At 73.4% G+C, this 22,037-nt stretch carries 19 protein-coding genes and 1 other RNA gene; 11 read left to right on the forward strand and 9 right to left on the reverse strand.

What is annotated here, in order from left to right:
* Positions 1-25 precede the first annotated feature (25 nt).
* The 3 genes from ACFWU6_RS16975 to ACFWU6_RS16985 all read left to right on the forward strand — a co-directional run bounded on the left by ACFWU6_RS16975 (position 26) and on the right by ACFWU6_RS16985 (position 1,593).
* Positions 26-961 carry an SH3 domain-containing protein gene (locus ACFWU6_RS16975; protein ID WP_383981706.1) on the forward strand — a complete coding sequence of 312 codons (936 nt, stop codon included), beginning with the start codon at positions 26-28 and terminating at the stop codon, positions 959-961.
* Between the two features lie 102 nt (positions 962-1,063).
* Complete coding sequence (locus tag ACFWU6_RS16980; protein WP_383805794.1) at positions 1,064-1,339, forward strand: type II toxin-antitoxin system Phd/YefM family antitoxin; 276 nt, start codon at positions 1,064-1,066, stop codon at positions 1,337-1,339.
* The gene (locus ACFWU6_RS16985) at positions 1,336-1,593 is read left to right on the forward strand and encodes a Txe/YoeB family addiction module toxin (protein ID WP_383981708.1); all 258 of its coding nucleotides are present in this window, start codon (positions 1,336-1,338) and stop codon (positions 1,591-1,593) included. Before ACFWU6_RS16980 ends, ACFWU6_RS16985 begins: the two co-directional genes overlap by 4 nt.
* Positions 1,594-1,661: 68 nt before the next feature.
* Here the strand turns inward: ACFWU6_RS16985 and ssrA are convergent.
* The 5 genes from ssrA to ftsE form a co-directional block, all read right to left on the reverse strand.
* Positions 1,662-2,050: a transfer-messenger RNA gene (gene ssrA, locus ACFWU6_RS16990) on the reverse strand.
* Between the two features lie 84 nt (positions 2,051-2,134).
* Positions 2,135-2,620, reverse strand: a complete 486-nt coding sequence (gene smpB, locus ACFWU6_RS16995) for an SsrA-binding protein SmpB (protein WP_383805797.1) — start codon at positions 2,618-2,620, stop codon at positions 2,135-2,137.
* Positions 2,621-2,638: 18 nt separating this feature from the next.
* Positions 2,639-3,829, reverse strand: a complete 1,191-nt coding sequence (locus tag ACFWU6_RS17000) for a S41 family peptidase (RefSeq protein ID WP_383981710.1) — start codon at positions 3,827-3,829, stop codon at positions 2,639-2,641.
* Positions 3,830-3,896: 67 nt separating this feature from the next.
* On the reverse strand, positions 3,897-4,868 hold the full coding sequence (gene ftsX, locus ACFWU6_RS17005; RefSeq protein WP_383805801.1) for a permease-like cell division protein FtsX: 972 nt from the start codon (positions 4,866-4,868) through the stop codon (positions 3,897-3,899).
* Positions 4,869-4,885: 17 nt separating this feature from the next.
* The gene (gene ftsE, locus ACFWU6_RS17010) at positions 4,886-5,575 is read right to left on the reverse strand and encodes a cell division ATP-binding protein FtsE (protein ID WP_150519391.1); all 690 of its coding nucleotides are present in this window, start codon (positions 5,573-5,575) and stop codon (positions 4,886-4,888) included.
* Positions 5,576-5,813: 238 nt separating this feature from the next.
* Between ftsE and ACFWU6_RS17015 the strand changes: the two genes are divergently transcribed.
* Positions 5,814-6,005: a hypothetical protein gene (locus ACFWU6_RS17015; RefSeq protein ID WP_383805803.1), complete on the forward strand. Its 192-nt coding sequence runs from the start codon at positions 5,814-5,816 to the stop codon at positions 6,003-6,005.
* A gap of 119 nt (positions 6,006-6,124) precedes the next feature.
* Here ACFWU6_RS17015 and prfB read toward each other — a convergent pair whose 3' ends face one another.
* Positions 6,125-7,234: a peptide chain release factor 2 gene (gene prfB / locus ACFWU6_RS17020; protein ID WP_383805805.1), complete on the reverse strand. Its 1,110-nt coding sequence runs from the start codon at positions 7,232-7,234 to the stop codon at positions 6,125-6,127.
* 311 nt (positions 7,235-7,545) lie between these two features.
* Between prfB and ACFWU6_RS17025 the strand changes: the two genes are divergently transcribed.
* Positions 7,546-8,547, forward strand: coding sequence for an isopenicillin N synthase family dioxygenase (locus ACFWU6_RS17025; RefSeq protein WP_383805806.1), 1,002 nt, complete (start codon positions 7,546-7,548; stop codon positions 8,545-8,547).
* A gap of 36 nt (positions 8,548-8,583) precedes the next feature.
* Here the strand turns inward: ACFWU6_RS17025 and ACFWU6_RS17030 are convergent, their stop codons facing one another.
* Positions 8,584-9,834 carry a serine/threonine-protein kinase gene (locus ACFWU6_RS17030; RefSeq protein WP_383981712.1) on the reverse strand — a complete coding sequence of 417 codons (1,251 nt, stop codon included), beginning with the start codon at positions 9,832-9,834 and terminating at the stop codon, positions 8,584-8,586.
* Positions 9,835-9,994: 160 nt separating this feature from the next.
* Positions 9,995-11,791 (reverse strand): protein kinase, encoded by a 1,797-nt coding sequence (locus tag ACFWU6_RS17035; RefSeq protein ID WP_383981714.1) that lies wholly within the window; start codon positions 11,789-11,791, stop codon positions 9,995-9,997.
* Between the two features lie 446 nt (positions 11,792-12,237).
* Here ACFWU6_RS17035 and ACFWU6_RS17040 point away from each other — a divergent pair, with 446 nt between their 5' ends.
* From ACFWU6_RS17040 to ACFWU6_RS17055, 4 genes are all read left to right on the forward strand, one after another.
* Positions 12,238-15,456 carry an FHA domain-containing protein gene (locus tag ACFWU6_RS17040; protein ID WP_383981716.1) on the forward strand — a complete coding sequence of 1,073 codons (3,219 nt, stop codon included), beginning with the start codon at positions 12,238-12,240 and terminating at the stop codon, positions 15,454-15,456.
* A gap of 96 nt (positions 15,457-15,552) precedes the next feature.
* Positions 15,553-16,914 carry an ABC transporter substrate-binding protein gene (locus ACFWU6_RS17045; RefSeq protein WP_383812860.1) on the forward strand — a complete coding sequence of 454 codons (1,362 nt, stop codon included), beginning with the start codon at positions 15,553-15,555 and terminating at the stop codon, positions 16,912-16,914.
* Positions 16,915-16,918: 4 nt separating this feature from the next.
* Positions 16,919-18,247 (forward strand): carbohydrate ABC transporter permease, encoded by a 1,329-nt coding sequence (locus tag ACFWU6_RS17050; RefSeq protein ID WP_383981718.1) that lies wholly within the window; start codon positions 16,919-16,921, stop codon positions 18,245-18,247.
* Positions 18,248-18,411: 164 nt separating this feature from the next.
* Entirely contained in the window at positions 18,412-19,320 is a 909-nt protein-coding gene (locus ACFWU6_RS17055) for a carbohydrate ABC transporter permease (protein ID WP_383981720.1), read from the forward strand.
* A gap of 187 nt (positions 19,321-19,507) precedes the next feature.
* On the opposite strand, the gene ACFWU6_RS17060 is transcribed toward ACFWU6_RS17055, so the two are convergent.
* Positions 19,508-20,134: a TetR/AcrR family transcriptional regulator gene (locus ACFWU6_RS17060; RefSeq protein WP_383981722.1), complete on the reverse strand. Its 627-nt coding sequence runs from the start codon at positions 20,132-20,134 to the stop codon at positions 19,508-19,510.
* 107 nt (positions 20,135-20,241) lie between these two features.
* Here ACFWU6_RS17060 and ACFWU6_RS17065 point away from each other — a divergent pair, with 107 nt between their 5' ends.
* Together ACFWU6_RS17065 and ACFWU6_RS17070 are read left to right on the forward strand one after the other, a co-directional pair.
* The gene (locus ACFWU6_RS17065) at positions 20,242-21,219 is read left to right on the forward strand and encodes an ABC transporter permease (protein ID WP_383981724.1); all 978 of its coding nucleotides are present in this window, start codon (positions 20,242-20,244) and stop codon (positions 21,217-21,219) included.
* Positions 21,212-22,024, forward strand: a complete 813-nt coding sequence (locus ACFWU6_RS17070; protein WP_383812870.1) for an ABC transporter ATP-binding protein — start codon at positions 21,212-21,214, stop codon at positions 22,022-22,024. Before ACFWU6_RS17065 ends, ACFWU6_RS17070 begins: the two co-directional genes overlap by 8 nt.
* Positions 22,025-22,037: the final 13 nt, after the last annotated feature.

A 22,037-nucleotide genomic window follows, 5' to 3' on the forward strand; every position in this document is an offset into this window, starting at 1 on the left:
CCTTCCCCCTGCGGAGGAACACCCCGTGCCGACTTCCCGCTCCGTACCCGCGGCCCTGATCGTCGCCGCCGTCACCACGGCCTGGCTGGTCCCGGCGGTCCCGGCCCTGGCCGACCCGGCCGCCCTCAGGTTCTCCCAGCCGTACCTCCCCTCGATCGCCCCCGGCGGCACGGGGCGCGTGGTCATCGCCGCCGCCAACGGCGGGGAGCAGGTCGTCAGCGGTACGTTCCGCATCACCGCTCCGGAGCGCACCACCTTCCCGGAGGCCCGGTTCTACTGGGACGGCCGGCGTGCGACCGTCCCGTGCACGCGCTCGGCCGACGCCCGGCTGCTGACCTGCGAGGCGGGCACCCGCGCCGGCTTCGCCTTCCCGAGCGGCGCGCAGACGCAGCTGGGGGTCGCGCTGCGGGTGGACGCGGACGCGCCCGAGGGCACGACGCTGGGCGGCGGCGAGTGGGCCACCGGCCCGGACGCGACGGCGCTGTTCGCCGTCGCCACCCCGGTGACCGGCCCCAAGGGTGACGACGGCAAGCCCGGGCGCGACGGGAAGCCGGGCCGCCAGGGAAAGCCGGGCAGCCCCGGCCCCAAGGGCGAGAAGGGCGACACGGGAGAGCGCGGGGACCGGGGAGACCGCGGCCCGGCCGGCCCCCAGGGGCCTCGGGGAGACCGGGGCCCGAAGGGCGACGCCGGCACGCCGGGCACCTGCGCGAAGTGCGGCGGCCCCCACAAGAACCCGACGGCCCGCATCGTCTCCTCCGGGAAGGGCCTGGGCATCCACTCCGGCCCGGGCACCGGGTACGCGACGAAGGGCAAGGCCCTGACCGGCGACGTCGTCGCCGTCCAGTGCAAGGTCAACGGCCAGCCCGTCGACGGAAACGCGATCTGGTACAAGCTCGCCGACGGCCGCGGCTGGATCGCCGCCCGCTACGCGAAGAACCTCAACAAGGTGCCGCTCTGCTGACGGAGCCCCGCCGTACCACCGAGCCGGAACGGCACAGTGGTACGTGTTTACGGTACGTGTCCCGTACGGTAAACTCGTACGACTCAACGAGGGGTGCCGACGATGTCCATCAGCGCCAGCGAAGCCCGAGCCACGCTCTTCCCGCTGATCGAGCGCGTCAACACCGACCACGACCCGGTGCGCATCACCTCCAAGAACGGCGACGCCGTCCTCATGTCCGCCGCCGACTACGACGCGTGGCAGGAGACCGTCTACCTCCTTCGCTCCCCCGCCAACGCCCGGCGGCTCATGGAAGCCGTGGCCCGTGACCGCGAGAGCGCACCCGCGGTCACCAAGACCATGGAAGAGCTGAGGGACCTGGCAGGCGGCGAGGAGTGAGGAGCGTCCACTTCGACCCGGACGCCTGGGAGGACTTCCTGTTCTGGCTCGGCTCGGACCGCAGGACGGCGCGCAGGGTCACCCGCCTGATCGGTGAGATTCAACGCGACCCCTTCAGCGGGATCGGCAAGCCCGAGCCGCTGAAGGGCGAGCTGTCGGGCTACTGGTCACGCCGCGTCGACGACGAGCACCGCCTCGTGTACCGGGCGGACGCCAAAGAAGTGAAGATCCTCAAGGCGCGTTACCACTACTGACCCGCACCACGAGAAAACCCCCTGACCTGGCGAAGTTCTCGCAGGTCAGGGGGTCTTCTCACATGGGGTGGTGGAGATGGCGGGAATCGAACCCGCGTCCAACGGTGCAGAAGCAGGGCTTCTCCGAGCGCAGTCCGCTGCGCTTTTCTCAGCCCCGGAGATCACACGGACAAGTCTCCGACGGGCTCAGTCACTGTTTGGTTTCCCTCCAACCCCCGTGACCGGGGCTAGAGGTTTAGATCCCTAGTTGACGCCAGGATCCGGACCGGGACCACTTCCGGGCTGACGCTCCTCACAGAGGCTTCAGCTCACTGTTATTAGGCAGCGAGGGTGAAGCGGGAGTTATCGCTCTTGGAGTTGGCGATTATTGTTTGCGACATGTGGTTAGCGAGATCATTGCCGCTTCCTCGGCTCGCTTCCCCTGCATCGACATCCGCTGTCGAAACCGATCATCCCCATGTTGATTTTTCAAGCTGCCCCACCCGCAAGCGCGTGGTGCTGACGCCATGGTACGCGAAGTCGACCACCGCGTGCCAGACGATTAAACCGTGCCCCGCTGCCTGCGCCGGATCGCCGAGATCGTACGGCTCGTCTCGCGCGTGTCCTGCTTCTCGCGGAGCGTCTGGCGCTTGTCGTACTCCTTCTTGCCCTTGGCCAGCGCGATCTCCACCTTGGCCCGGCCGTCCTTGAAGTACAGGGACAGCGGGACGATCGTGTGGCCCGACTCCTGCGCCTTCCGCTCCAGCTTGTCGATTTCCTCGCGGTGCATGAGGAGCTTGCGCTTGCGGCGGGCGCTGTGGTTGGTCCAGGTGCCCTGGCTGTACTCCGGCACGTGGACGTTGTAGAGCCACGCCTCGTCGCTCTCCATCGTCACGAAGCCGTCCACCAGCGAGGCCCGGCCCTGGCGCAGGGACTTGACCTCGGTGCCCGTGAGCACGAGACCGCACTCGTAGGTGTCGATGATCGTGTAGTCGTGGTGCGCCTTCTTGTTCTGGGCGATCAGCTTGCGCCCTTTTTCCTTAGCCATAGTGCGGTCATTTTCGCACTACGGACCCACCCCGGGGCCACCCAATACCCTGGCGGCCCGCTCCTCGGCCCCGTCGCCGCCCGCCGCCAGGTCCGGGATGATGCCTGCCCCGTCCAGACTGCGGCCCCCCGGGGTGCGGTACGTGCCCACCGTCAGCTCGGCCACCGAGCCGTCCGGGAGCTCGGTCGGCATCTGCACCGAGCCCTTGCCGAAGGTCCGGCTGCCGACCACCACCGCCCGGCCGCGGTCCTGGAGCGCGCCCGTCACCAGCTCGGCCGCGCTCATCGTGCCGGCGTCGACCAGGGCCACCAGCGGCCGGGCCGTGTCCCCGCCCGGGGCCGCGTACAGCGCCCGCTGCTCCCCCCGTACGTCGTACGTCCCCACGAGGCCGCCGTCCAGGAAGGCCGAGGCCGCCGCCACCGCCTCGGTGACCAGCCCCCCCGGGTTGCCGCGCAGGTCGAGCACGACCCCGGCGCCCGCCGGCGCCGCGCGGACGGCGGCCCTGACCCGCTCGCCGGAGCCGCGGGTGAAGGAGCTGACCTTGATGACGGTGATCCCGCCCGGAAGCTGCCGGACGGTCACCGGCTCGGTGCGCAGCTGCTCGCGGCGGACGGTCTCGGTGAGGTCGGCGCCGCCCCGGCTCAGCCCCAGTACGACGGGGGTGCCGGCCTCGCCGCGCAGCAGGGAGACCACGTCGCCCACGACCAGGCCGGTCACGTGGTGCCCGTCGACGCTCAGCAGCCGGTCTCCGGCGCGCAGGCCGGCCCGGGCGGCGGGGCTGTCGGGCTGGACCTTGTCGATCTCGATCCGGCCGTCCCGGCCGCGCTCGGCCCAGAGGCCGACACCGGTCCAGCGGCCGTCGAGGTCCTCGGCGAAGGCCTCGTACTCGTCCTGGTCGTAGACGGTGCCCCAGCGGTCCCCGCTGCGGCTGACCACCTCCTGGGCGGCCTTCTTGCCGGACTTCCCCTCGGCGACGGCCTCGGCGGCTGCCCGGGCGACCGCCTCACGGTCGGCGGTGCTCGCCGACCGGGGCGCCCCGGGCCCGGCGGCCGCCGCGCCACCCGCACGGGCGACCAGGGCGGGGGGCTCCTCGGGGACCCAGCAGCCGGTGCTCGCGGCGGCGGCGACGGACGTGAGGAAGACCAACGTCAAGACGGCCCCGCGACGTGGGCCGCGGGGCCGGAGACAGAAGGCGGGCAGACCCGGCATGGCGCCGAGTCTAGGACAAGCCCCGGACCGGTACGGAGGGTTGACCGGACGGCCCACGGGGCGCTTGTCACACCTTCAGGTACTTGCGCAACGCGAGGAAGGCGGCCATCGAGGGCATCAGGAGGCCGATGAAGAGGACGTAGGGGAGCTTGCCGATCACCGAGCTCCAGCCCATGAAGTCGATGATCTGGATCTTGTTCCGCAGCTCGAAGCCGTGGTCGATCACGAAGTACTGGCCCGAGACCAGCATGCAGCAGGCGAGGACGGCGCCGATCAGGCCGGCGACGGCCGCCTCCATGATGAAGGGGACCTGGATGTAGAAGCTGGAGGCGCCCACCAGCCGCATGATCCCGGTCTCCCTCCGTCGGCTGAAGGCGGAGACGCGCACGGTGTTGACGATCAGCAGCAGCGCCACGACCAGCATGATCAGCATGATGCCGAGGGCCGCGACGTTGACGTAGTTCAGGATCTTGAAGAGGACGTCGATGGCCTGGCGCTGGTCGTCGACGGTGTGGACGCCGTCCCGCCCGGCGAAGGCGGAGGTGACGACCTTGTACTTCTCCGGGTTCTTGAGCTTGACCCGGAAGGACTCCTGCATCTGGTCGGGGGTGATGGACGAGGCCAGCGCGGTGTGCCCGTACTGCTCCTGGTAGTGCTTGTAGGCCTCGTCGGCCGACTCGTAGGCGACGGACTTGACCAGGTCCATCTGCTTGAGCTCGGTCTCGATCTGCGTCTTCTGATCGCCCGTCACCGCGCCCTTGCCGCAGGTGGTGACGCCCGTGGAGGCCGCCCCCGAACCCTCGGCCTTCTTGGCGGCGGCCTCGGTCGCCTCCTGGGCGTCCTGCTTGTTGCAGAGGTAGAGCGTGACGTTGGCCTTGTCGTACCAGTAGCCCTTCATCTTGCTCACCTGCTCGCGCATGAGCAGGGAGCCGCCGAACAGGGCCAGCGACAGGGCCACGGAGATGATGACGGCGAAGGTCATCGTGAGGTTGCGGCGGAGGCCGACGCCGATCTCCGACATGACGAACTGGGCGCGCATCGCGTCTCAGGTGCCTTTCAGTGCTGGTAGCCGTAGACGCCGCGCGACTGGTCGCGTACGAGACGGCCCTGTTCGAGTTCGATGACGCGCTTGCGCATCTGGTCGACGATCTGCTGGTCGTGCGTCGCCATGATCACGGTGGTGCCGGTCCGGTTGATCCGGTCCAGCAGCTTCATGATGCCGACGGAGGTCTGCGGGTCGAGGTTGCCGGTGGGCTCGTCCGCGATCAGCAGGGCGGGGCGGTTGACGAAGGCGCGTGCGATGGCCACGCGCTGCTGCTCACCGCCGGAGAGCTCGCCGGGCATCCGCGCCTCCTTGCCGCCGAGGCCGACCAGCTCCAGGACCTGCGGGACGGCCTTGCGGATCTCGCCCCTCGGCTTGCCGATGACCTCCTGCGCGAAGGCGACGTTCTCGGCCACCGTCTTGTTGGGCAGCAGCCGGAAGTCCTGGAAGACGGTCCCCAGCTGGCGCCGCATCTGCGGGACCTTCCAGTTGGAGAGCTTGGCGAGGTCCTTGCCGAGGACGTGCACCTGGCCGTGGCTCGCCCGCTCCTCGCGCAGGATCAGCCGCAGGAAGGTGGACTTGCCGGAGCCGGAGGAGCCGACCAGGAAGACGAACTCGCCCTTCGCGATGTCCAGGGAGACATCTCTGAGTGCCGGGCGATTCTGCTTCGGGTAGGACTTGGAGACGCTGTCGAATCGGATCACGGATGCACCACGGTCGCCGGGAGTAGGTGTGCGTGACCATACGCGAACGGGCGCGAGGTGTGGACCCGGCCTCCGGAGTTGCCCGTTTTATCCCGGGGTCCGCAAGGGTCCGGACCGCGATTGCCCGGACGGGCCGCGCCGAATGTCGGCGGAGCTGGCACAGTGGTAGGGGGAACGGACCGTTTCCCCCTGCCGTTGTATTCGATGAGCGGGGCCGAGGGGACGAGAGGAGGAGCGCATGACGATTGACCGGCTCGTGTGCGCGAACTGCGCCGCACCCGTCAGCCAGGGCCGCTGCCCGGTGTGCCGGGCGAACCGGGAGCGCCTCCAGCAGGAGGGCCCCTTCTCCGGACTGAATCCCATGATGCTCATCGCGCTCATGGTGGTCCTCGTGGCGGCACTGGTGCTCGTGGTCCAGCAGACCGCGTAGGAGACGGACGGGGCGGCGCGACCGCGCCGCGTACCGATCACACCCGGAACGACGAAGGGCCCGGACACCGAGGTGTCCGGGCCCTTCGTCACGCCCGGGCGCTCGCGCGCCGGAGCGCGTCAGGCCGTCTGCTCCTGCTGCTTGCGCCAGCGGATTCCGGCCTCCAGGAAGCCGTCGATCTCGCCGTCGAGCACCGCCTGCGGGTTGCCGACCTCGAACTCCGTCCGCAGGTCCTTGACCATCTGGTACGGGTGCAGGACGTAGGAGCGCATCTGGTTGCCCCAGGAGCTGCCGCCGTCCTTGAGGGCGTCCATCTTGTCCTTCTCCTCCTGGCGGCGCCGCTCGAGCAGCTTGGCCTGGAGGACGTTCATCGCGCTGGCCTTGTTCTGGATCTGGGAGCGCTCGTTCTGGCACGAGACCACGATGCCGGTCGGGATGTGCGTGATGCGCACGGCCGAGTCGGTGGTGTTGACGCCCTGGCCGCCGGGGCCGGAGGCGCGGTACACGTCGATGCGCAGCTCGCTCTCGTCGATCTCGACGTGGTCGCTGGACTCGACGACCGGCAGCACCTCGACGCCCGCGAAGGAGGTCTGGCGTCGGCCCTGGTTGTCGAAGGGCGAGATGCGCACGAGGCGGTGCGTGCCCTGCTCGACGGAGAGGGTGCCGTAGGCGTACGGGGCCTTGACGACGAAGGTGGTCGACTTGATGCCGGCCTCCTCCGCGTAGGAGGTCTCGTAGATCTCGGTCGGGTAGCCGTGGCGCTCGGCCCAGCGCAGGTACATGCGCTGGAGGCGCTCGGCGAAGTCGGAGGCGTCCACGCCGCCGGCCTCGGCGCGGATGTTGACCAGGGCCTCGCGCTCGGCGTACTCGCCGGAGAGCAGGGTCCGGACCTCCATCTCGTCCAGCGCCTTGCGGACGGAGACCAGCTCGGTCTCGGCCTCCGCCAGGGTGTCCGCGTCGTCCATCTCCTGGGCGAGCTCGAAGAGGACCGAAAGGTCGTCGATGCGCCCGCGCAGGGTCTCGGTCTTGCGGACCTCCGCCTGGAGGTGCGAAAGCTTGCTCGTGATCTTCTGGGCGGCATCCGGGTCGTCCCACAGGGACGGCGCGGCGGCCTGCTCCTCGAGCACGGCGATATCGGCCCTCAGCTTGTCGAGGTCCAGGACGGCCTCGATCGACCCCATGGTCGAGGAGAGGGACTTCAACTCTTCGGAAACATCGACGACTGCCACGGGTCCAGCGTAGCCGGTCCCCGGAGGAGGACGGCCGGGCAGGCCGGATCACCCGTACAGGTGAGGCATCGCACGGGCGTACGCTCACCGTATGACCGATCGCCTCGTCACGCGCCTCGTCAAGCGCCGCCATGTGGACCACATGCGCGTCACGACGACGAGCTGTCAGCCGCCGGACCATCCCCAAGCCTGATCCACCCCGATCCGACTTGGTCCTGTCCGCGGTCCGTGCGGCCCCCGGCGCCTCCTCCACCCGCGACCCCCGCCACCTCCGGGGACCAGGACCCCGTGACATCCGAAACGGAGCCGTCATGCCGTCCGCGCACTCCTCCCTCCCCGTCCTGGACCTCTCCCAGGCGGACGACCCGGCCCAGCGGGCCGCATTCCTGAAGAAGCTGCACGCAGCGGCCAGGGACACCGGTTTCCTGCACCTGACCGGGCACGGCGTCACCGAGGCCGAGACCGCCCGCATCCTGGAGCTGACCAGGGCCTTCTTCGCCCTCCCGGAAGCCGACCGGCTCGCCGTGAGCAATCTGAACTCCCCCCACTTCCGCGGCTACACCCGCATCGGCACCGAGCTGACCGGCGGCTCCTCCGACTGGCGCGACCAACTGGACGTGGGCGCCGAGCGGCCCGCCCCCGCGGTGGGCCCGCAGGACCCGGCGTACCTGTGGCTGGAGGGACCGAACCAGTGGCCGGCGGCCCTGCCCGAGCTCCGCACGGCGGTGCTGGAGTGGCAGTCGCGACTGGCGGCGGTGGCCCACCGGCTGCTCCGGGAACTGCTGGTCTCGATCGGCGCCCCGGCCGACTTCTTCGACGCGGCCTTCGACAGCCCGCACCTGCACACCAAACTGATCCGCTACCCGGGGTCCTCCCCCACCGGCACCGACCAGGGCGTGGGCGCGCACAAGGACTACGGCTTCCTCACGCTGCTCCTCCAGGACTCGGTGGGCGGCCTCCAGGTGCTCCGGGACGGCGTCTACGTGGACGTGCCGCCGCTGCCGGGGGCCTTCGTGGTGAACCTGGGCGAGCTGCTGGAGATCGCCACGCAGGGCTACCTGACGGCGACCGACCACCGGGTGGTCAGCCCGCCGGGAGCGGTGGAGCGGTACTCGGTGCCGTTCTTCTACAACCCGCGGCTGGACGCGGTGGTGGAGACCGTCCCCGGCGACTACCTGCGCGCGGCTCCCGGGGTGGCGCACGACGCGCGGAACCCGCTGCACGCGGAGTACGGCCGCAACGAGCTCAAGGGCTGGGTCCGCGCCCACCCGGCCGTGGCCCGCCGCTGGCACCCGGAGCTGGTGGGGGTGTAGCAGTCCCCGGCCGGGCGTGGCCCGGGCCCGCCGCGGCTACGGCGTGGGTGGGCCCGAGTTCTTGGTGTCCTGCCGGGCCGGGGCCTCGTCGCCCCCGGAGACCGCGAGCCACGTGCCCACGCCCACCGCCGCGGCCAGCGCCAGCGCCGACACGGAGAGCACCAGCCTGCGCTTGCGCGCGGCCTCCGCGCGGTGGCGGGCGGCGCCCGGCCGGTGGCCCCCGGCCGGGCGCGGCACGCGGGCGGTGCCCAGCGCCCCGCCCGCCAGCTCGTCCGGCCCGGGCACGCGCATCGAGGTGTGCGTGTCGCGGTTGGAGTCGGTCGCGGAGCCCGGCACCAGCGGGACCACGCCCCGGCGCCGCACCGGATCGGCGGGCGGCTCCTGCGCCTGCGGCTCCCCGGGCCCGGCGTCGTCCGGCTCGTCCACGTCCAGCGGGGGCATCCCGGCGAGCATCGGGAGCAGGTCCCGCAGCCGGGCCGACAGCTCCGAGGCCCGCAGCCGCGAGGCCGGGGCCTTAGCCAGGCACTGCACGACCAGCTGCCACAGCTCGTCGGGGATACCGGGCAGCGGGACGACGGTCTCCGTGACGTGCCGGCGCAGCACCGCGCCCGGGTGGCCGCCGCCGAAGGGGGTGAAACCGGCCAGCAGCTCGTACAGGACCGTGGCCAGGGCGTATATGTCCACCGCGGCCCGCGGCGGCAGGCCCTCCACGATCTCGGGGGCCAGGTAGTCCGGGGTGCCGATGATCCGGGTGGTCGGAGCGGAGGCCCGGCCGCCCGAGGCCCGCCGGGGGGAGTCGATCAGCTTGGCCACGCCGAAGTCGGTCAGCAGCGCCGGATGGGCCCCGCCGGGGCCGAGCGGGCCCTGCATGTCCAGCAGGACGTTCTCGGGCTTGACGTCCCGGTGCACGACGCCGGCCGCGTGGGCAGCGGCCAGCGCGTCGGCGACGTCCGCGACGATCGCCACGGCCGCCTCGGGGGCGAGCCGCCGCTCCCGGTCGAGGCGCGTGCGCAGGTCCGTACCGCGGACGAGGTCCATCACCAGGGCGAGGTCGTTGCCGTCGACGACGAGGTCGCGGACGGAGACGACGTGCGGGTGCTCCAGGCCGAGCAGCGCGCTGCGCTCCTGGACGAACCGTCCGACCAGCTCCTGGTCGGACGCGAGGTCCTCGCGCAGCAGTTTGACGGCGACGGGGCCGTCAGGCCCCTCGCCCAGCCACACCGTGCCCGCGCTGCCGCGTCCCAGGATCTGGTGCGCGGTGTACCGGCTGCCGATCTTCCGTGCCACGACTGCTCCCTCAGCGGCTGGCGTACGCACCAAAGCTACGCGGCCGGGTCGGGGTTGGAGGCCAGTAGGGGGCCCGATTCGCGACGACCTTCACTTCTGCGGGCGAAATCACGCCCCAGAAGTCGACAAATCCACGAACTCACCCCTACGGCGGCCCGCTTCAGGGTGTGCCGGAACCTCCGGAGCCGCCCGAGCCGCCCGAATCGCCGATGGAGCCGACGAAGTCGGCGGCGTCGGTGCCCCAGGTCCACAGCTGGTCCCACCAGCCGCGCCCGGTGCCGACCCACTCCTGGAGCGGGGTCAGCTCCCAGATCAGCCAGCCCGCCACGACGAACAGCACGATCATGACCAGGCAGCCCTTGAGGCAGCCGAGGCCGGGAATCCGTACCGGGTTGGCACTGCGCCGGCGCGGCTCGCGGGGTTCCGGTCGCCGGGGCGGCGGGCTCTGCGGGGGCCGCTGCTGCGGCTGCTGGGGCGGCTGCGGCTGGCGGTACTGCGGCTGCTGTTGCGGCTGCTGGTACTGCTGCGGCTGCTGCGGCTGCTGGTAGTGCTGCGGCGGCGGAGGCGCGTACTGCTGAGGCTGCTGCTGCTGGTACTGGGGCCGCTGAGGCTGCTGGTACTGCTGCGGCGGCGGGCCCTGCCGGTACGGCTGCTGCTGCTGAGGCGGCGGACCCTGCTGGGGCCGCTGCTGCGGCGGCGGGGGCGGGGGCGCCTGCCGCTGCGGGCGCCGGCGCAGCGGGTCCTCGCTCGGGTCGAGGTACTGCATCTGCGTCTGCTCGTTGCGGTCGCGGGCGGCGCGCATCTGCGACTCCCACGGGTGCGGCTGGTCCGGCCGCTGCACGGGGGGCATGACGGAGGTCGCGTCGGCGGCCGGGGCCCCCGGCCGCCCCGTGCTCGGCAGCACCGAGGTCGCGTCGGCCGCGCCGACCGGCGGCAGGACGCTGGTCATGCCGTTCGGGTCGTAGCCGCCCATGGGCGAGCCGGCGGAGCCGGGGAGCACCCGGGTGGCGTCCGCGGCGCCCGGGGTCTCGGGCACCGGGGCGGGCGAGGGGTCGGGGACGAGCAGCGCGCCGACGCCGAGCGCGGCCTCGACCTCGGAGGGGGCGGAGTGCACGCCGATGCCGGAGGCCACCACCCGCAGCCCGCGGGCGAGGTTCTCGGCGCTGGGGCGCTCGCCCGGCTCCTTGCGCAGGCACCGCTCGATGACGGTCCAGAGCGGCTCGGGCAGGGTCGAGGGGCGCTGCGGCTCCTCGCTGAGGTGGCGGTGGAGGACTTCGAGCGCGGTGCCGCCGGCGAACGGCGGCCGCCCGGTGACCAGTTCGTAGAGCAGGATGCCGGCGCCGTAGATGTCGACGGCGGAGGTCTGCGGGCGGCCCTCGGCGGACTCGGGGGCGACGTAGGCGGGGGTGCCGACGAACTCGTGGGTGCGGGTCAGGCCCGGGGAGTCCGCGAGGCGCGCGATGCCGAAGTCGGTGAGCATCGGCTTCATCTGGCCGGCCCGCTCGTCGAGGAGCACGTTGGCGGGCTTCAGGTCGCGGTGGACCACGCCGTCGGCGTGGCTGGCGGCGAGCGCGTCCGCGATCTGAGCGGTCAGCAGGCTCGCGGCGACCGGGGTGAAGGGGCCGTTCTCGCGCAGGTACCGGTGCAGGTCCGGACCGTCGATGAGGTCCATGACCAGGGCGAGCAGATCGCCCTCGACGACGAGGTCGCGCGTGCGGACGATGTTGGGGTGGGTCAGCCGCAGCAGGACCGACCGCTCGCGCAGGAAGCGCATGACGATGTCGGGATCGTGGGCCAGCTCCTCCTTGAGGACCTTGATGGCCACGGTCTCGCCGGGATGGCCGGCGACCGCGGCCTCCGCGCCCGCGGCCTCCCGCTGGCGCGCGCGCCAGACGGTGCCCGTGGCGCCGCGCCCGAGCGGCTCCTCGAGCAGGTACTTGCTGCCGACTGGCCGCACGTCTCGCGCTCCCTGCTGTCGTCTGCCGGCGCGGTTTCCGCCGTCATCCACCGATAGGTTTTCCGGCCCACTCTAGGGGGTGTCCCCGGGGAAGACGCCGGACGCCGGTGGTTGGTTGCCGCACATATGTACGAAGAGTGATGTTTGCGGGGTATGCCGGGGGCGATTTTCCGGGACTTTGCCCGGCCGGGGGTCCACATCCGGCCGGGGCCCGACCCGGCCGGAAACCGACCAAGATCATTTGTTGCCGGGTGCCGGGCGTGTTGTGTACGACAGGTGCGAGGATGCACCCGTACGGAACGGCACGGGACGGGAGCCCCGCCTTCCGGCAGACCTGACCGGACGACGCGTCCGTGCCGGGCGGGGGGCGATCGGGCAGCCATGTCCCGTACCTCCCCTGCCGGGCGCACGCACCGCGCACCGCGCAGAAGGGACCGCTGACGGCGATGCAGATCCGGCTGACCGTCCTTGGGTCGCGCAGCGGCCACCCGACCTCACCCGCGAGCTGTGACGTGCTCGTCACCGCGCCCGCGGGCACCGCGCTGGCCGCCGTCGCCTCCGGGCTCGCCGCGACCGTCGGCGGGCCCGACACCGGGGGCACGGTCGTGCTGTACGCCGGCGCCGAGCGGCTCGACCTCCAGCGGCGGGTGCTGGGCGAGCCCCCGCTGGTGGACGGCGCGGTACTGGCGCTGCACGCGCCCGCGCCGGACGTCCTGCCGGAGGAGAGCCCGGGCGCGCCCCAGCTGCACGTCGTGGCGGGGCCCGACGCGGGCGGGGTCCACCTGCTGCACAGCGGGGAGGTCCGGGTCGGCCGGTCCGCCGACGCCGACGTCCCGCTGGACGACCCGGACGTGTCCCGGATGCACTGCGCGGTGACGGTGGCCCCGGACGGCCGGGTGGCGGTGGCCGACCTGAACTCCACGAACGGCACCACCCTGGACGGCGTCCCGGTGGGCAGCCGGCCGGTGGCCCTGCCCCCGGGAGCGCTGCTGCGGGTCGGCGAGTCCACGCTGCGCCTGGCCGCCACCGGTACGGCCCCGCTGGCGGTGGTCCCCGATCTGGAGGGCCACCTCGCCGTCCCGGGCCGTGCCCCGAGACCCGCGGTCCCCGCGGCACCGGGCGGCGACGGCCGCGGCGCCGACACACCCGCCTCCGGGACCCCCCGGTTCGGCGCCCCGGACGCCGGCGCGGGCACGAGCTCCGGCTCGGGCTCGGGCGAGGGCTCGGGCGCCTGGTACGGCGGCCCCGGCTCCGGCTCCGGGTACGGCGGCCCCGGCTCGGGCTCCGGCTCCGGGTACGCCATCGGCACGCCGGGCGCCGGCACGGTGGCCCGGGGCGCGCACCCCGTCCCCCGCGCCCGGACCGGAACCGACGCGGCCGGCGACGGCCCCGCGGCCGCCCCGGGGCGCGCCGGGCACCCCGCAGCGGGCGCCCCGGACGGCGGCCCGTACGCCGCGGCCCCGGCCGCCCCGGACCGCGCCCCCGCGGCCACACCCGACCCGGCGTACGGCCCCGAACCCGACCCCGCCTACGGGCCGCCGCCAGGGACCCCCGCGGGTCGCCGCCGGGGCCTCGGCGCCTGGGCCCGCAAGTGGGTCCGGGGCGACGAGGAGGACCAGGCCCCGGCCGCCCCGGAGGCCGCGGCGGCCGCCTCCGCCGCGCCCGACCCCGACGATCCGGCCGCCCTGCTGCTGGCCGCGCTGGGCCCCACCGAGCGCCTGTGGTCCCGTACGCCCGGACACCCCGCGGTACTGACCGTCGGGCTCGGGGCCGGCAGCCGGGTGGACCTGCGGGGCGCCGGCTCCCTCGGCCTCGCCGGTCCGCGCGCCCGCCTCGCCGGGGTCGCCCGCAACGTCGTGGCGCAACTGGCCGCCCTGCACGCGCCGGGGCAGCTGGAGATCGTGCTGGTCTGCGCCGACCGGGCCCGCCCGCTCGCCGAGCGCCGCCGCGACTGGGGCTGGCTCGGCTGGCTCCCCCACGTACGTCCCGCCCACGGCCAGGACTGCCGGCTGCTCCTCGCCTACGACCGCGACCAGGCCGCCGCCCGGACCGGCGAGCTGACCCGGCGGCTGGACGACGGCCCCCTCGGCACGCACTGGGCCGCCGCCGATCCGGAGCGGGTCCGGCAGGCCGCCCTCGCGTACCGGGGGCCGTACACCCTCCTCGTCCTCGACGGCGATCCCGGTGCGGGCGCGCTGCGCGACGTGACCGGCCGGCTCGCCTCGCACGGCCCGGCCGCCGGCATCCACGTGATCGCCCTCGCCGAGGCCCCGGCCGCCACCCCCGCCTCGCCGGTCACCGAGACGTACGAGGCCGCCTGCGCGGGCACCCCCGGCTTCCGGGACTGCGCGGTGGTGGCCCTGCTGAGCGGGGACGTCGCCACGGCCGTACGGACCTTCACGGCCACCGGCGGCCGGCCCGTCCCCCGCGGCGAGACCGCCACCGCCGACGCCGTCTCCACGGCCTGGGCCGAGCGGTTCGCCCGGGCCCTGGCCCCGCTGCGCGCCGACGGCGGCTCGGTCGGCTCCCCCCGGCCCGCCGCGGCCAGCCTGCCCGCCACCGCGCGGCTGCTGGACGAGCTGGGGCTGGCGCGGGCCACTCCGGCGTCCCTGATGGCCCGTTGGGCCGCGGCCACCGACCAGGGGCAGGGCGCGGGGGGCCTGGCCGAGATCGTGCTGGGCAGCGGGCGGCGCGGGGCCGTCGGCGCCGAACTGGTCCACGACGGCCCGCACCTGCTGATCGAAGGCCCCGCGGGGAGCGGACGCACCGAACTGCTGCGCTCGGTGGCCGCGTCGCTGTCCGCGGCCGCCCGGCCCGACCGGCTCGGGCTGCTCCTGCTGGACGGGGCGGGCGGGGAGCGCGGCGACGGGCTGCTGCCCTGTACCGAGCTCCCCCACGTGTCCGCGCACCTGGTGGCCTCCGACCCGCTGCGCATGCGGGAGTTCGCGCAGGCCCTGGGCGCCGAGCTGAAGCGTCGCCACGAGCTGCTCGACGGAACGCCGTTCGGGGACTGGCACGCCCGGCGCGAGCTCTCCGACCGGATGGTCTCACCCCGTCGGCCCACCCCCGGTGAGCTGCGCGGCGACATAGAACCCCAGCGCACCGGCACCCTGCGGCTGCGGGCCTCGGCGCCGCGGACCGACCCGGCGGGGCCGAGCCCGCTGCCGCGGCTGGTGGTGCTGGTCGACGACTTCGACGCGCTGGTCGCGCCGGGGCTGGGCAGCACGGGGAGGCCCGCCGCCGGCTCGGTGGTCCGGGCACTGGAGGCGGTCGCCCGCGAGGGCGCCCGCCTGGGGGTGCACCTGGTGGCGACCACCGCCCGCCCCGACCGCACGGCCGAGACCGGGGCGGCCCGCCTCAGCACCCTGCGGGTGGAGCTCGACGCCCCGGACCGGCCGGGTCCCGGCCGGGGCCTGCTGCGGTACGCGGACGGCCGTACGCTCCCCTTCCAGGCCGGCCGGGTCACGGGCCGCATCCCGCGGACGGCGACCCTGAGGCCGACCGTGGTCCCGGTGGAGTGGGAGCGGATGGGCGACCCGCCCGCCCGTCGTCCGGTGCGCGAGCTGGGCAACGGTCCGACCGACCTCGCGTTGCTGGCCAGCGCCCTGGACCGGGCCTCCCACCTGGTCTCGGCGGTGCCCGTGCTGTTCCCTCCCGCCCCGTGAGCCCCTGCGCGCTCCCGTGACGCGGTATTGCGGGGGCGCGCGGGTCGGCGTAGACCTTGTGGTCCGGGACACACCACGGGCATCGGGGGCAGAGCCATGCGCAGGCACGGAAGGCGTCGTACGACACTGAACTGGGCGGCGGTCGCGGCCGCGGGCGCGCTCGCGCTGAGCGCCTGCGGAGGCGGCGGGACGAAGGACGAGCCGCCCCGGGGCGGTACGACCGCCTCCGGGCCGACGGTGGAACTACCTCGGCTGGCGGGCGAGAAGCTGGAGGTCGCGGCCGTCTGGACGGGCCCCGAGCAGGAGAACTTCACCAAGGTCCTCAAGGAGTTCGAGAAGCGGACCGGGGCCACCGTCACCTTCGTCCCGGCGCAGGACCCGATCGTGAACTTCCTCGGCACGAAGATCGCGGGCGGTGCGCCGCCGGACGTGGCGCTGCTGCCGCAGGTCGGGGCGCTGGTCTCGGCGGTGCAGAACAAGTGGGCGCAGCCGGTGGGCCCGGAGGCCCAGGCCCAGCTCGACGCCAACTACTCGGCGGGCTGGAAGACGCTGGGGGCGGTCGAGGGCACCCAGTACGGCGTGTACTACAAGGCCGCCAACAAATCGCTGATCTGGTACAACGCGAAGGCCTTCGAGGCGGCGGGCGTCAAACCCCCCGCCACCTGGAAGGAGTTGCTGGCGGCTGCGGACACGATCTCCGCGTCCGGCACCCCGGCGGTGTCGGTGGCCGGCGCGGACGGCTGGACCCTCACCGACTGGTTCGAGAACGTCTACCTCTCCCAGGCGGGTCCGGAGAAGTACGACCAGCTGGCCAAGCACCAGATCAAGTGGACGGACGACAGCGTCAAGCAGGCCCTGACCACGCTGGGCGAGCTGTTCGGGCGCAAGGACTTCCTGGCGGGCGGTGCCAGCGGGGCGCTGGCCACCGAGTTCCCCAAGTCGGTGACGCAGACCTTCACCGGCGGTGACCGTCCGGCGGCCGCCATGGTCTTCGAGGGCGACTTCGTCGCGGTGAACATCGCACAGACCGAGGCGAAGGTGGGCACGGACGCCCTCGTCTTCCCCTTCCCGGCGGTCGGCGCCAAGTCGCCGGTGGTCTCGGGCGGCGACGTGGCGGTCGCGCTGAAGCCCTCGAAGGGCGCGCAGGCCCTGCTGACCTTCCTGGCCTCGCCCGACGCGGCGGAGATCCAGGCCCGGCTGGGCGGCTTCGTCTCCCCCAACAAGGCGGTCGATCCGGCCGCGTACCCCAACGACATCCAGCGGGACATCGCCAAGGCGCTGATCGCGGCGGGCGACGACTTCCGCTTCGACATGTCGGACCAGGCGCCGGCGGCCTTCGGCGGCACCCCGGGCGCCGGCGAGTGGAAGGCGCTCCAGGACTTCCTGGCGAACCCGTCGGACGTGGCGGGGGCGCAGGCGAAACTGGAGGCGGACGCGGCCAAGGCGTACGGGAACTGATCCGGTGGCCGCCCCCGCCACCGCGGCGGCCGCGAAGGGCAGGAGCGCCGAGACGCGGCGCCGGCGCCTGGTCGCGGCGGCGTTCCTGCTGCCGGCCCTCGTGCTGCTCGGCGCGCTCGTCGTGCACCCGATCGGCTACTCGCTCTACCGCAGCCTCTTCGACCGCGCCGGCTCCGGCTTCGTCGGGGCCGACAACTACCGGGAGATCCTGAGCGACGGGACCATCCGCACCGCCCTGACGAACACGGCGGTGTGGGTGGTGCTCGCCCCGACCACCGCCACCGCCCTCGGCCTGATCTTCGCCGTGCTCACGGAACGGGTGCGCTGGGGCACGGCGTTCAAGCTCCTGGTCTTCATGCCGATGGCGATCTCGATGCTGGCGGCCGGCATCATCTTCCGGCTCGTCTACGACCACGATCCCGACCGGGGCATCGCCAACGCGGTGTGGGTCGGGGTCCACGACACCTTCGCGGAGTCCTCGGCCTATCCGAAGGCCCGGCCGGGCCGGGACTCGCCGCTGGTGGACGCCGGCGGGGGCGCCTTCGCGACCCGCGATCCCGTCCGGGCGGGCACCGCGGTGCTGCTGCCGCTGGTCGGCGTGGCTCCCGGGGCGCTGCCCGCGGGGGCCGCCGTCGCCGAGGCGGCCGCCCCGGCCCCGGGGAAGGTCACCGGCACGGTCTGGCAGGACTTCACCCGGGGCGGGGGCGGCCGGACGAACGCGGTGGACCCCACCGAGTCCGCCCTCGCCGGGATGCGCGTCGAGGCGGTCAGGGACGGCAGGGTCGTGGAGGCGGCCACCGCGCGCGCCGACGGCACCTTCACCCTGTCGGCGAAGGCCGACGGGGCGCAGCTCCGGTTGCCGGCCTCGAACTTCCAGGAGGCCTACGCGGGCGTCCAGTGGCTGGGGCCCGCGCTGGTGACCCCGGCGGTCATCGGGGCGTACGTGTGGATGTGGGCCGGATTCGCGATGGTGCTGATCGGGGCCGGGCTGGCCGCCGTGCCGCGGGAGCTGCTGGAGGCGGCGCGGGTGGACGGGGCGACCGAGTGGCAGGTGTTCCGCAGGATCACCGTGCCGATGCTGGCCCCCGTCCTGGCGGTCGTCCTGGTCACGCTGGTCATCAACGTCATGAAGGTCTTCGACCTGGTCTTCGTCATCGCGCCCGGGGCGGTGCAGGACGACGCGAACGTCCTGGCGCTCCAGCTGTACCGCACTTCCTTCGGGACGGACGCCGATCCGGGGCTGGGCAGTGCCATCGCGGTGCTGCTGCTGGTGCTGGTGGTCCCGGTCATGCTGGTGAACATCCGCAGGCTGCGGAAGGAAAGGTCCCGATGAGCGGATTCGAGGGGACGCCGGAGCGGGCCGTACCGGCCGGGCCGCCGCCGGGCCGGCCGTCGGTACCCGAAGCGCGTACGGGCGCCCCCGCGGCGGGCGGGGGCCCGAAAGCCGGGTCGGGGTCGGGGTCGGGGGCCGGACCCGGGTCCGGGTCCGGGTCCGGGGTGTCGGTCCGCGCCGGGTCCGCGTCCGGCGGGTCCGCGTCCGGCGGGTCCGCCTCCGGAAGGTCCGGCGCGGGGCGCCTGGCGGGCCGCGCCGCGGCCGGGGCGCTGCGGGTCTTCCTGGTCGCGGCCGCGCTGTTCTGGCTGATGCCCACCCTGGGCCTGCTCGTCTCCTCCTTCCTCTCCCCGGCGGACCTCGGCAGGGGCGGCTGGTGGGAGGCGCTCACCGCGCCCTCCCGGCTGACGGCCGACAACTACGAGCGTCTGCTGGCCAACGACACGATCACCGGGTCCCTGCTGAACACGGTCGCCATCGCCGTGCCGGCGACCGTGCTCGTCCTCGTCCTGGGGGCGTTCGCCGGGTACGCCTTCGCCTGGCTGGAGTTCCCCGGCCGGGACTGGCTCTTCCTCGTCGTCGTCGGGCTGCTCGTGGTGCCCGTGCAGGTGGCCCTGATCCCGGTCTCCGAACTCTTCGGCTCCATCGGGCTGTTCGAGACCACCGCGGGGGTGGTGCTGTTCCACACCGCCTTCGGGCTGCCGTTCGCGGTGTTCCTGCTGCGCAACTTCTTCGCACAGATCCCGCGCGAGCTGCTGGAGGCGGCCCGCCTGGACGGGGCGGGCGAACTGCGGCTGTTCGCACGGGTGGTGCTGCCGCTGGGCGGTCCGGCCATCGCCTCGCTCGGGATCTTCCAGTTCCTGTGGGTGTGGAACGACATGCTGGTCGCGCTCGTCTTCGCCGACTCGGCGAACCCGCCGATCACGGTCGCACTCCAGCAGCAGGTGCGGCAGTTCGGGAACAACATCGACGTGCTGGCCCCGGGGGCCTTCCTGTCGATGGTGGTCCCGCTCGTCGTCTTCTTCGCCTTCCAGCGGCAGTTCGTCACGGGGGTGATGGCCGGCGCGATCAAGTGACGCGCAGTGGATCGGCCACGCGGCGGAGCGGGTGGTGCGCCGGGTCTTCCTGAGCCAGGCCGTCCCGGAGCCGGCGGTCACCCCCCTGGCGGAACGCCGCCCCGCGCCGCCGGCCCCGTCCCCCGCCCCGGAGCCCACACCGGCCCGCCTGTCGGCGGGCCGCTGGGCGTAGCCGCCGGCCGCCGGCTCAGGCCGGTCCCGCCCCCGCCTTCAGCCCCGCGACCACCTGGCGGGCCAGCACGTCCAGCTGGGCGCCCGTCACCGCGTCGCGGACGACGACCTGGCGCCAGTAGAGCGGGCCGATCAGCAGGTCGAGGGCGTGGTCCGGGGTGACGCTCGCCGGCAGCTCGCCGCGGGCGACCGCCTCCGAGACGATTCCCTCGGCCATCCGGCGCTGTCCGTCCAGCAGCGCGCCCCGCACCGCGTCCGCGATCTCGGGATTGCGCGCGGCCTCCACCAGCAGGTCCGGGATGACCGCGGAGGCCACCGGGTGCCGCAGCACGTGCGTCATGACCTCCAGCAGGGCTCGTACGTCCCCGCAGAGGGAGCCGGTCGACGGCACCGGCAGGCCGTCCGCCGCGAAGGCCCCGACCAGGTCCAGCACCAGGTGCAGCTTCGACTTCCAACGCCGGTAGACGGCCGTCTTGCCGACCCCGGCGCGGCGCGCGATGCCCTCGATGGACATCCGGGCGAAGCCGACGGCGGCCAGCTCCTCGACCACCGCCTCCCGGATCGCGGCGGTCACGTCCTCGCGCAGGACGGCGGCGCCGGCGGGCTGGCGGCGGGCGGGGGCGGCGGCGGGGTCGGAGGTCATGCGGAGAGCATAGCCGCGCCCCGCGTCACGACGATACGGTTGCGTTCCGACGCTCCGGGTCCTAGTCTCGCCGTAGCGACGATACGGAACCGTCCCATCGTCAGCCAATGCTGGGAGACGCCCCGGCCGGCGACGCCCCGACCCCGTCGAAAGCGACCCCTGTGACCACCGCGACCGCACCCCCGACCGCCGCAGCAGCCGCGGCCCGCCCGATCCCGCCGGAGCTCTCCGAGCTGGCGGCCCGGCACGGCCTGACCCTGAGCGGCGCCCGCCCCACGCTCCCCCAGTACGTCGGGCAGCTCTGGGGGCGGCGCCACTTCGTCAGCGCGTACGCGACCGCCCGCATGCAGGCGCAGTACAGCACCGCCAAGCTCGGGCAGGTCTGGCACCTGGTGACCCCGCTGCTCAACGCGGCGGTCTACTACGTCATCTTCGGCATCGTCATGCGCGCCAGCCACAACGTGCCCGACTACGTGCCGTTCCTGATCACCGGCATCTTCGTCTGGGACTTCATCGGCAGTTCCGTCAACGCCGGCACTCGCGCCGTCCACGGCAACCGCGGACTGGTCCGCGCCCTGCACTTCCCGCGTGCCAGCCTGCCCATCTCCACCGTGGTGCAGCTCTTCCAGCAGCTGCTCGTCAGCATGGCCGCCCTGGCCGTCCTGCTGCTGGCCTTCGGCCAGACACCCGCCCCGTCCTGGTTCCTGGCCGTTCCGGTCCTCCTGCTGACGGCGGTCTTCGCGGCCGGCTGCGCCATGGCCATGGCCCGTATCGGCAGCAAGAACCCGGACGTCAGCCAGCTGATGCCCTTCGTGCTGCGCACCTGGATGTACTCCTCGGGCGTCATGTGGTCCATCGACCAGATGCTCAGCACCGACCAGCTGCCGCACTGGGTGTCGACGGCCCTGAAGCTGAACCCGGCCGCCGTCTACATCGACCTCATGCGCTTCGCGCTCATCGACAGCTTCCCGGCGCATGCGCTGCCGCCCCACGTGTGGCCGGTGGCCATCGGCTGGGCGCTGCTCGCCGGCGCCGGGGGCTTCATCTACTTCTGGAAGGCCGAGGAGGAGTACGGACGTGGCTGACACCGCAACGCGCACCCGCCCCACCACCGCACCGCGGGTCCCGGAGACCCGCGTGCCCACCGTCATCGCCCACGACGTCCACGTCGTCTACCGCGTCCAGGGCGGCGGCGGCCGCAAGGGCGGCGCCACCGCGGCCCTGAGCCGGGTCTTCTCCCGCAAGCCGGCGCCGGGAATCCGCGAGGTGCACGCGGTCAGGGGCGTCGGCTTCACCGCGTACAAGGGCGAGGCCATCGGCCTCATCGGTTCGAACGGCTCGGGCAAGTCCACCCTGCTGGCCGCCATCGCCGGCCTCCAGCCGGTCGCGGCGGGGGCGATCTTCTCGCACGGCCAGCCCTCCCTGCTGGGCGTGAACGCCGCACTGATGAACGATCTGACCGGCGAGCGCAACGTCGTCCTCGGCGGTCTCGCCATGGGCATGAGCCGCGAGCAGATCAAGCAGCGCTACCAAGGCATCGTCGACTTCTCCGGGATCAACGAGAAGGGCGACTTCATCTCACTGCCGATGCGGACGTACTCCTCGGGCATGGGCGCCCGGCTGCGCTTCTCCATCGCGGCCGCCAAGGACCACGACGTCCTGATGATCGACGAGGCCCTGGCCACCGGGGACGCCGCCTTCCAGCGGCGCAGCCAGGCCCGGATCGAGGAGTTGCGGGAGCACGCGGGCACCGTCTTCCTGGTCAGCCACGGCATCAACACCGTCCGCGAGACGTGCGACCGCGCCCTCTGGCTGGAATCGGGCGTCCTGCGCATGGACGGCCCCGCGGCCGAGGTCTGCGCCGCGTACGAGGCCTTCACCCGCACGTGACCCCGCGGGCGCG

It is taken from the genome of Streptomyces sp. NPDC058674 (assembly GCF_042716505.1).
Taxonomy (GTDB): Bacteria; Actinomycetota; Actinomycetes; order Streptomycetales; family Streptomycetaceae; genus Streptomyces.

What these genes read in the sequence shown, in the direction of transcription:
- ACFWU6_RS16980 (WP_383805794.1), top strand. Translation starts at nt 1,064, where the DNA reads ATGTCCATCAGCGCCAGCGAAGCCCGAGCCACGCTCTTCCCGCTGATC.
- smpB (WP_383805797.1), bottom strand. Translation starts at nt 2,620, where the DNA reads ATGGCTAAGGAAAAAGGGCGCAAGCTGATCGCCCAGAACAAGAAGGCG.
- ACFWU6_RS17000 (WP_383981710.1), bottom strand. Translation starts at nt 3,829, where the DNA reads ATGCCGGGTCTGCCCGCCTTCTGTCTCCGGCCCCGCGGCCCACGTCGC.
- ftsX (WP_383805801.1), bottom strand. Translation starts at nt 4,868, where the DNA reads ATGCGCGCCCAGTTCGTCATGTCGGAGATCGGCGTCGGCCTCCGCCGC.
- ACFWU6_RS17015 (WP_383805803.1), top strand. Translation starts at nt 5,814, where the DNA reads ATGACGATTGACCGGCTCGTGTGCGCGAACTGCGCCGCACCCGTCAGC.
- ACFWU6_RS17025 (WP_383805806.1), top strand. Translation starts at nt 7,546, where the DNA reads ATGCCGTCCGCGCACTCCTCCCTCCCCGTCCTGGACCTCTCCCAGGCG.
- ACFWU6_RS17040 (WP_383981716.1), top strand. Translation starts at nt 12,238, where the DNA reads ATGCAGATCCGGCTGACCGTCCTTGGGTCGCGCAGCGGCCACCCGACC.
- ACFWU6_RS17045 (WP_383812860.1), top strand. Translation starts at nt 15,553, where the DNA reads ATGCGCAGGCACGGAAGGCGTCGTACGACACTGAACTGGGCGGCGGTC.
- ACFWU6_RS17060 (WP_383981722.1), bottom strand. Translation starts at nt 20,134, where the DNA reads ATGACCTCCGACCCCGCCGCCGCCCCCGCCCGCCGCCAGCCCGCCGGC.
- ACFWU6_RS17065 (WP_383981724.1), top strand. Translation starts at nt 20,242, where the DNA reads ATGCTGGGAGACGCCCCGGCCGGCGACGCCCCGACCCCGTCGAAAGCG.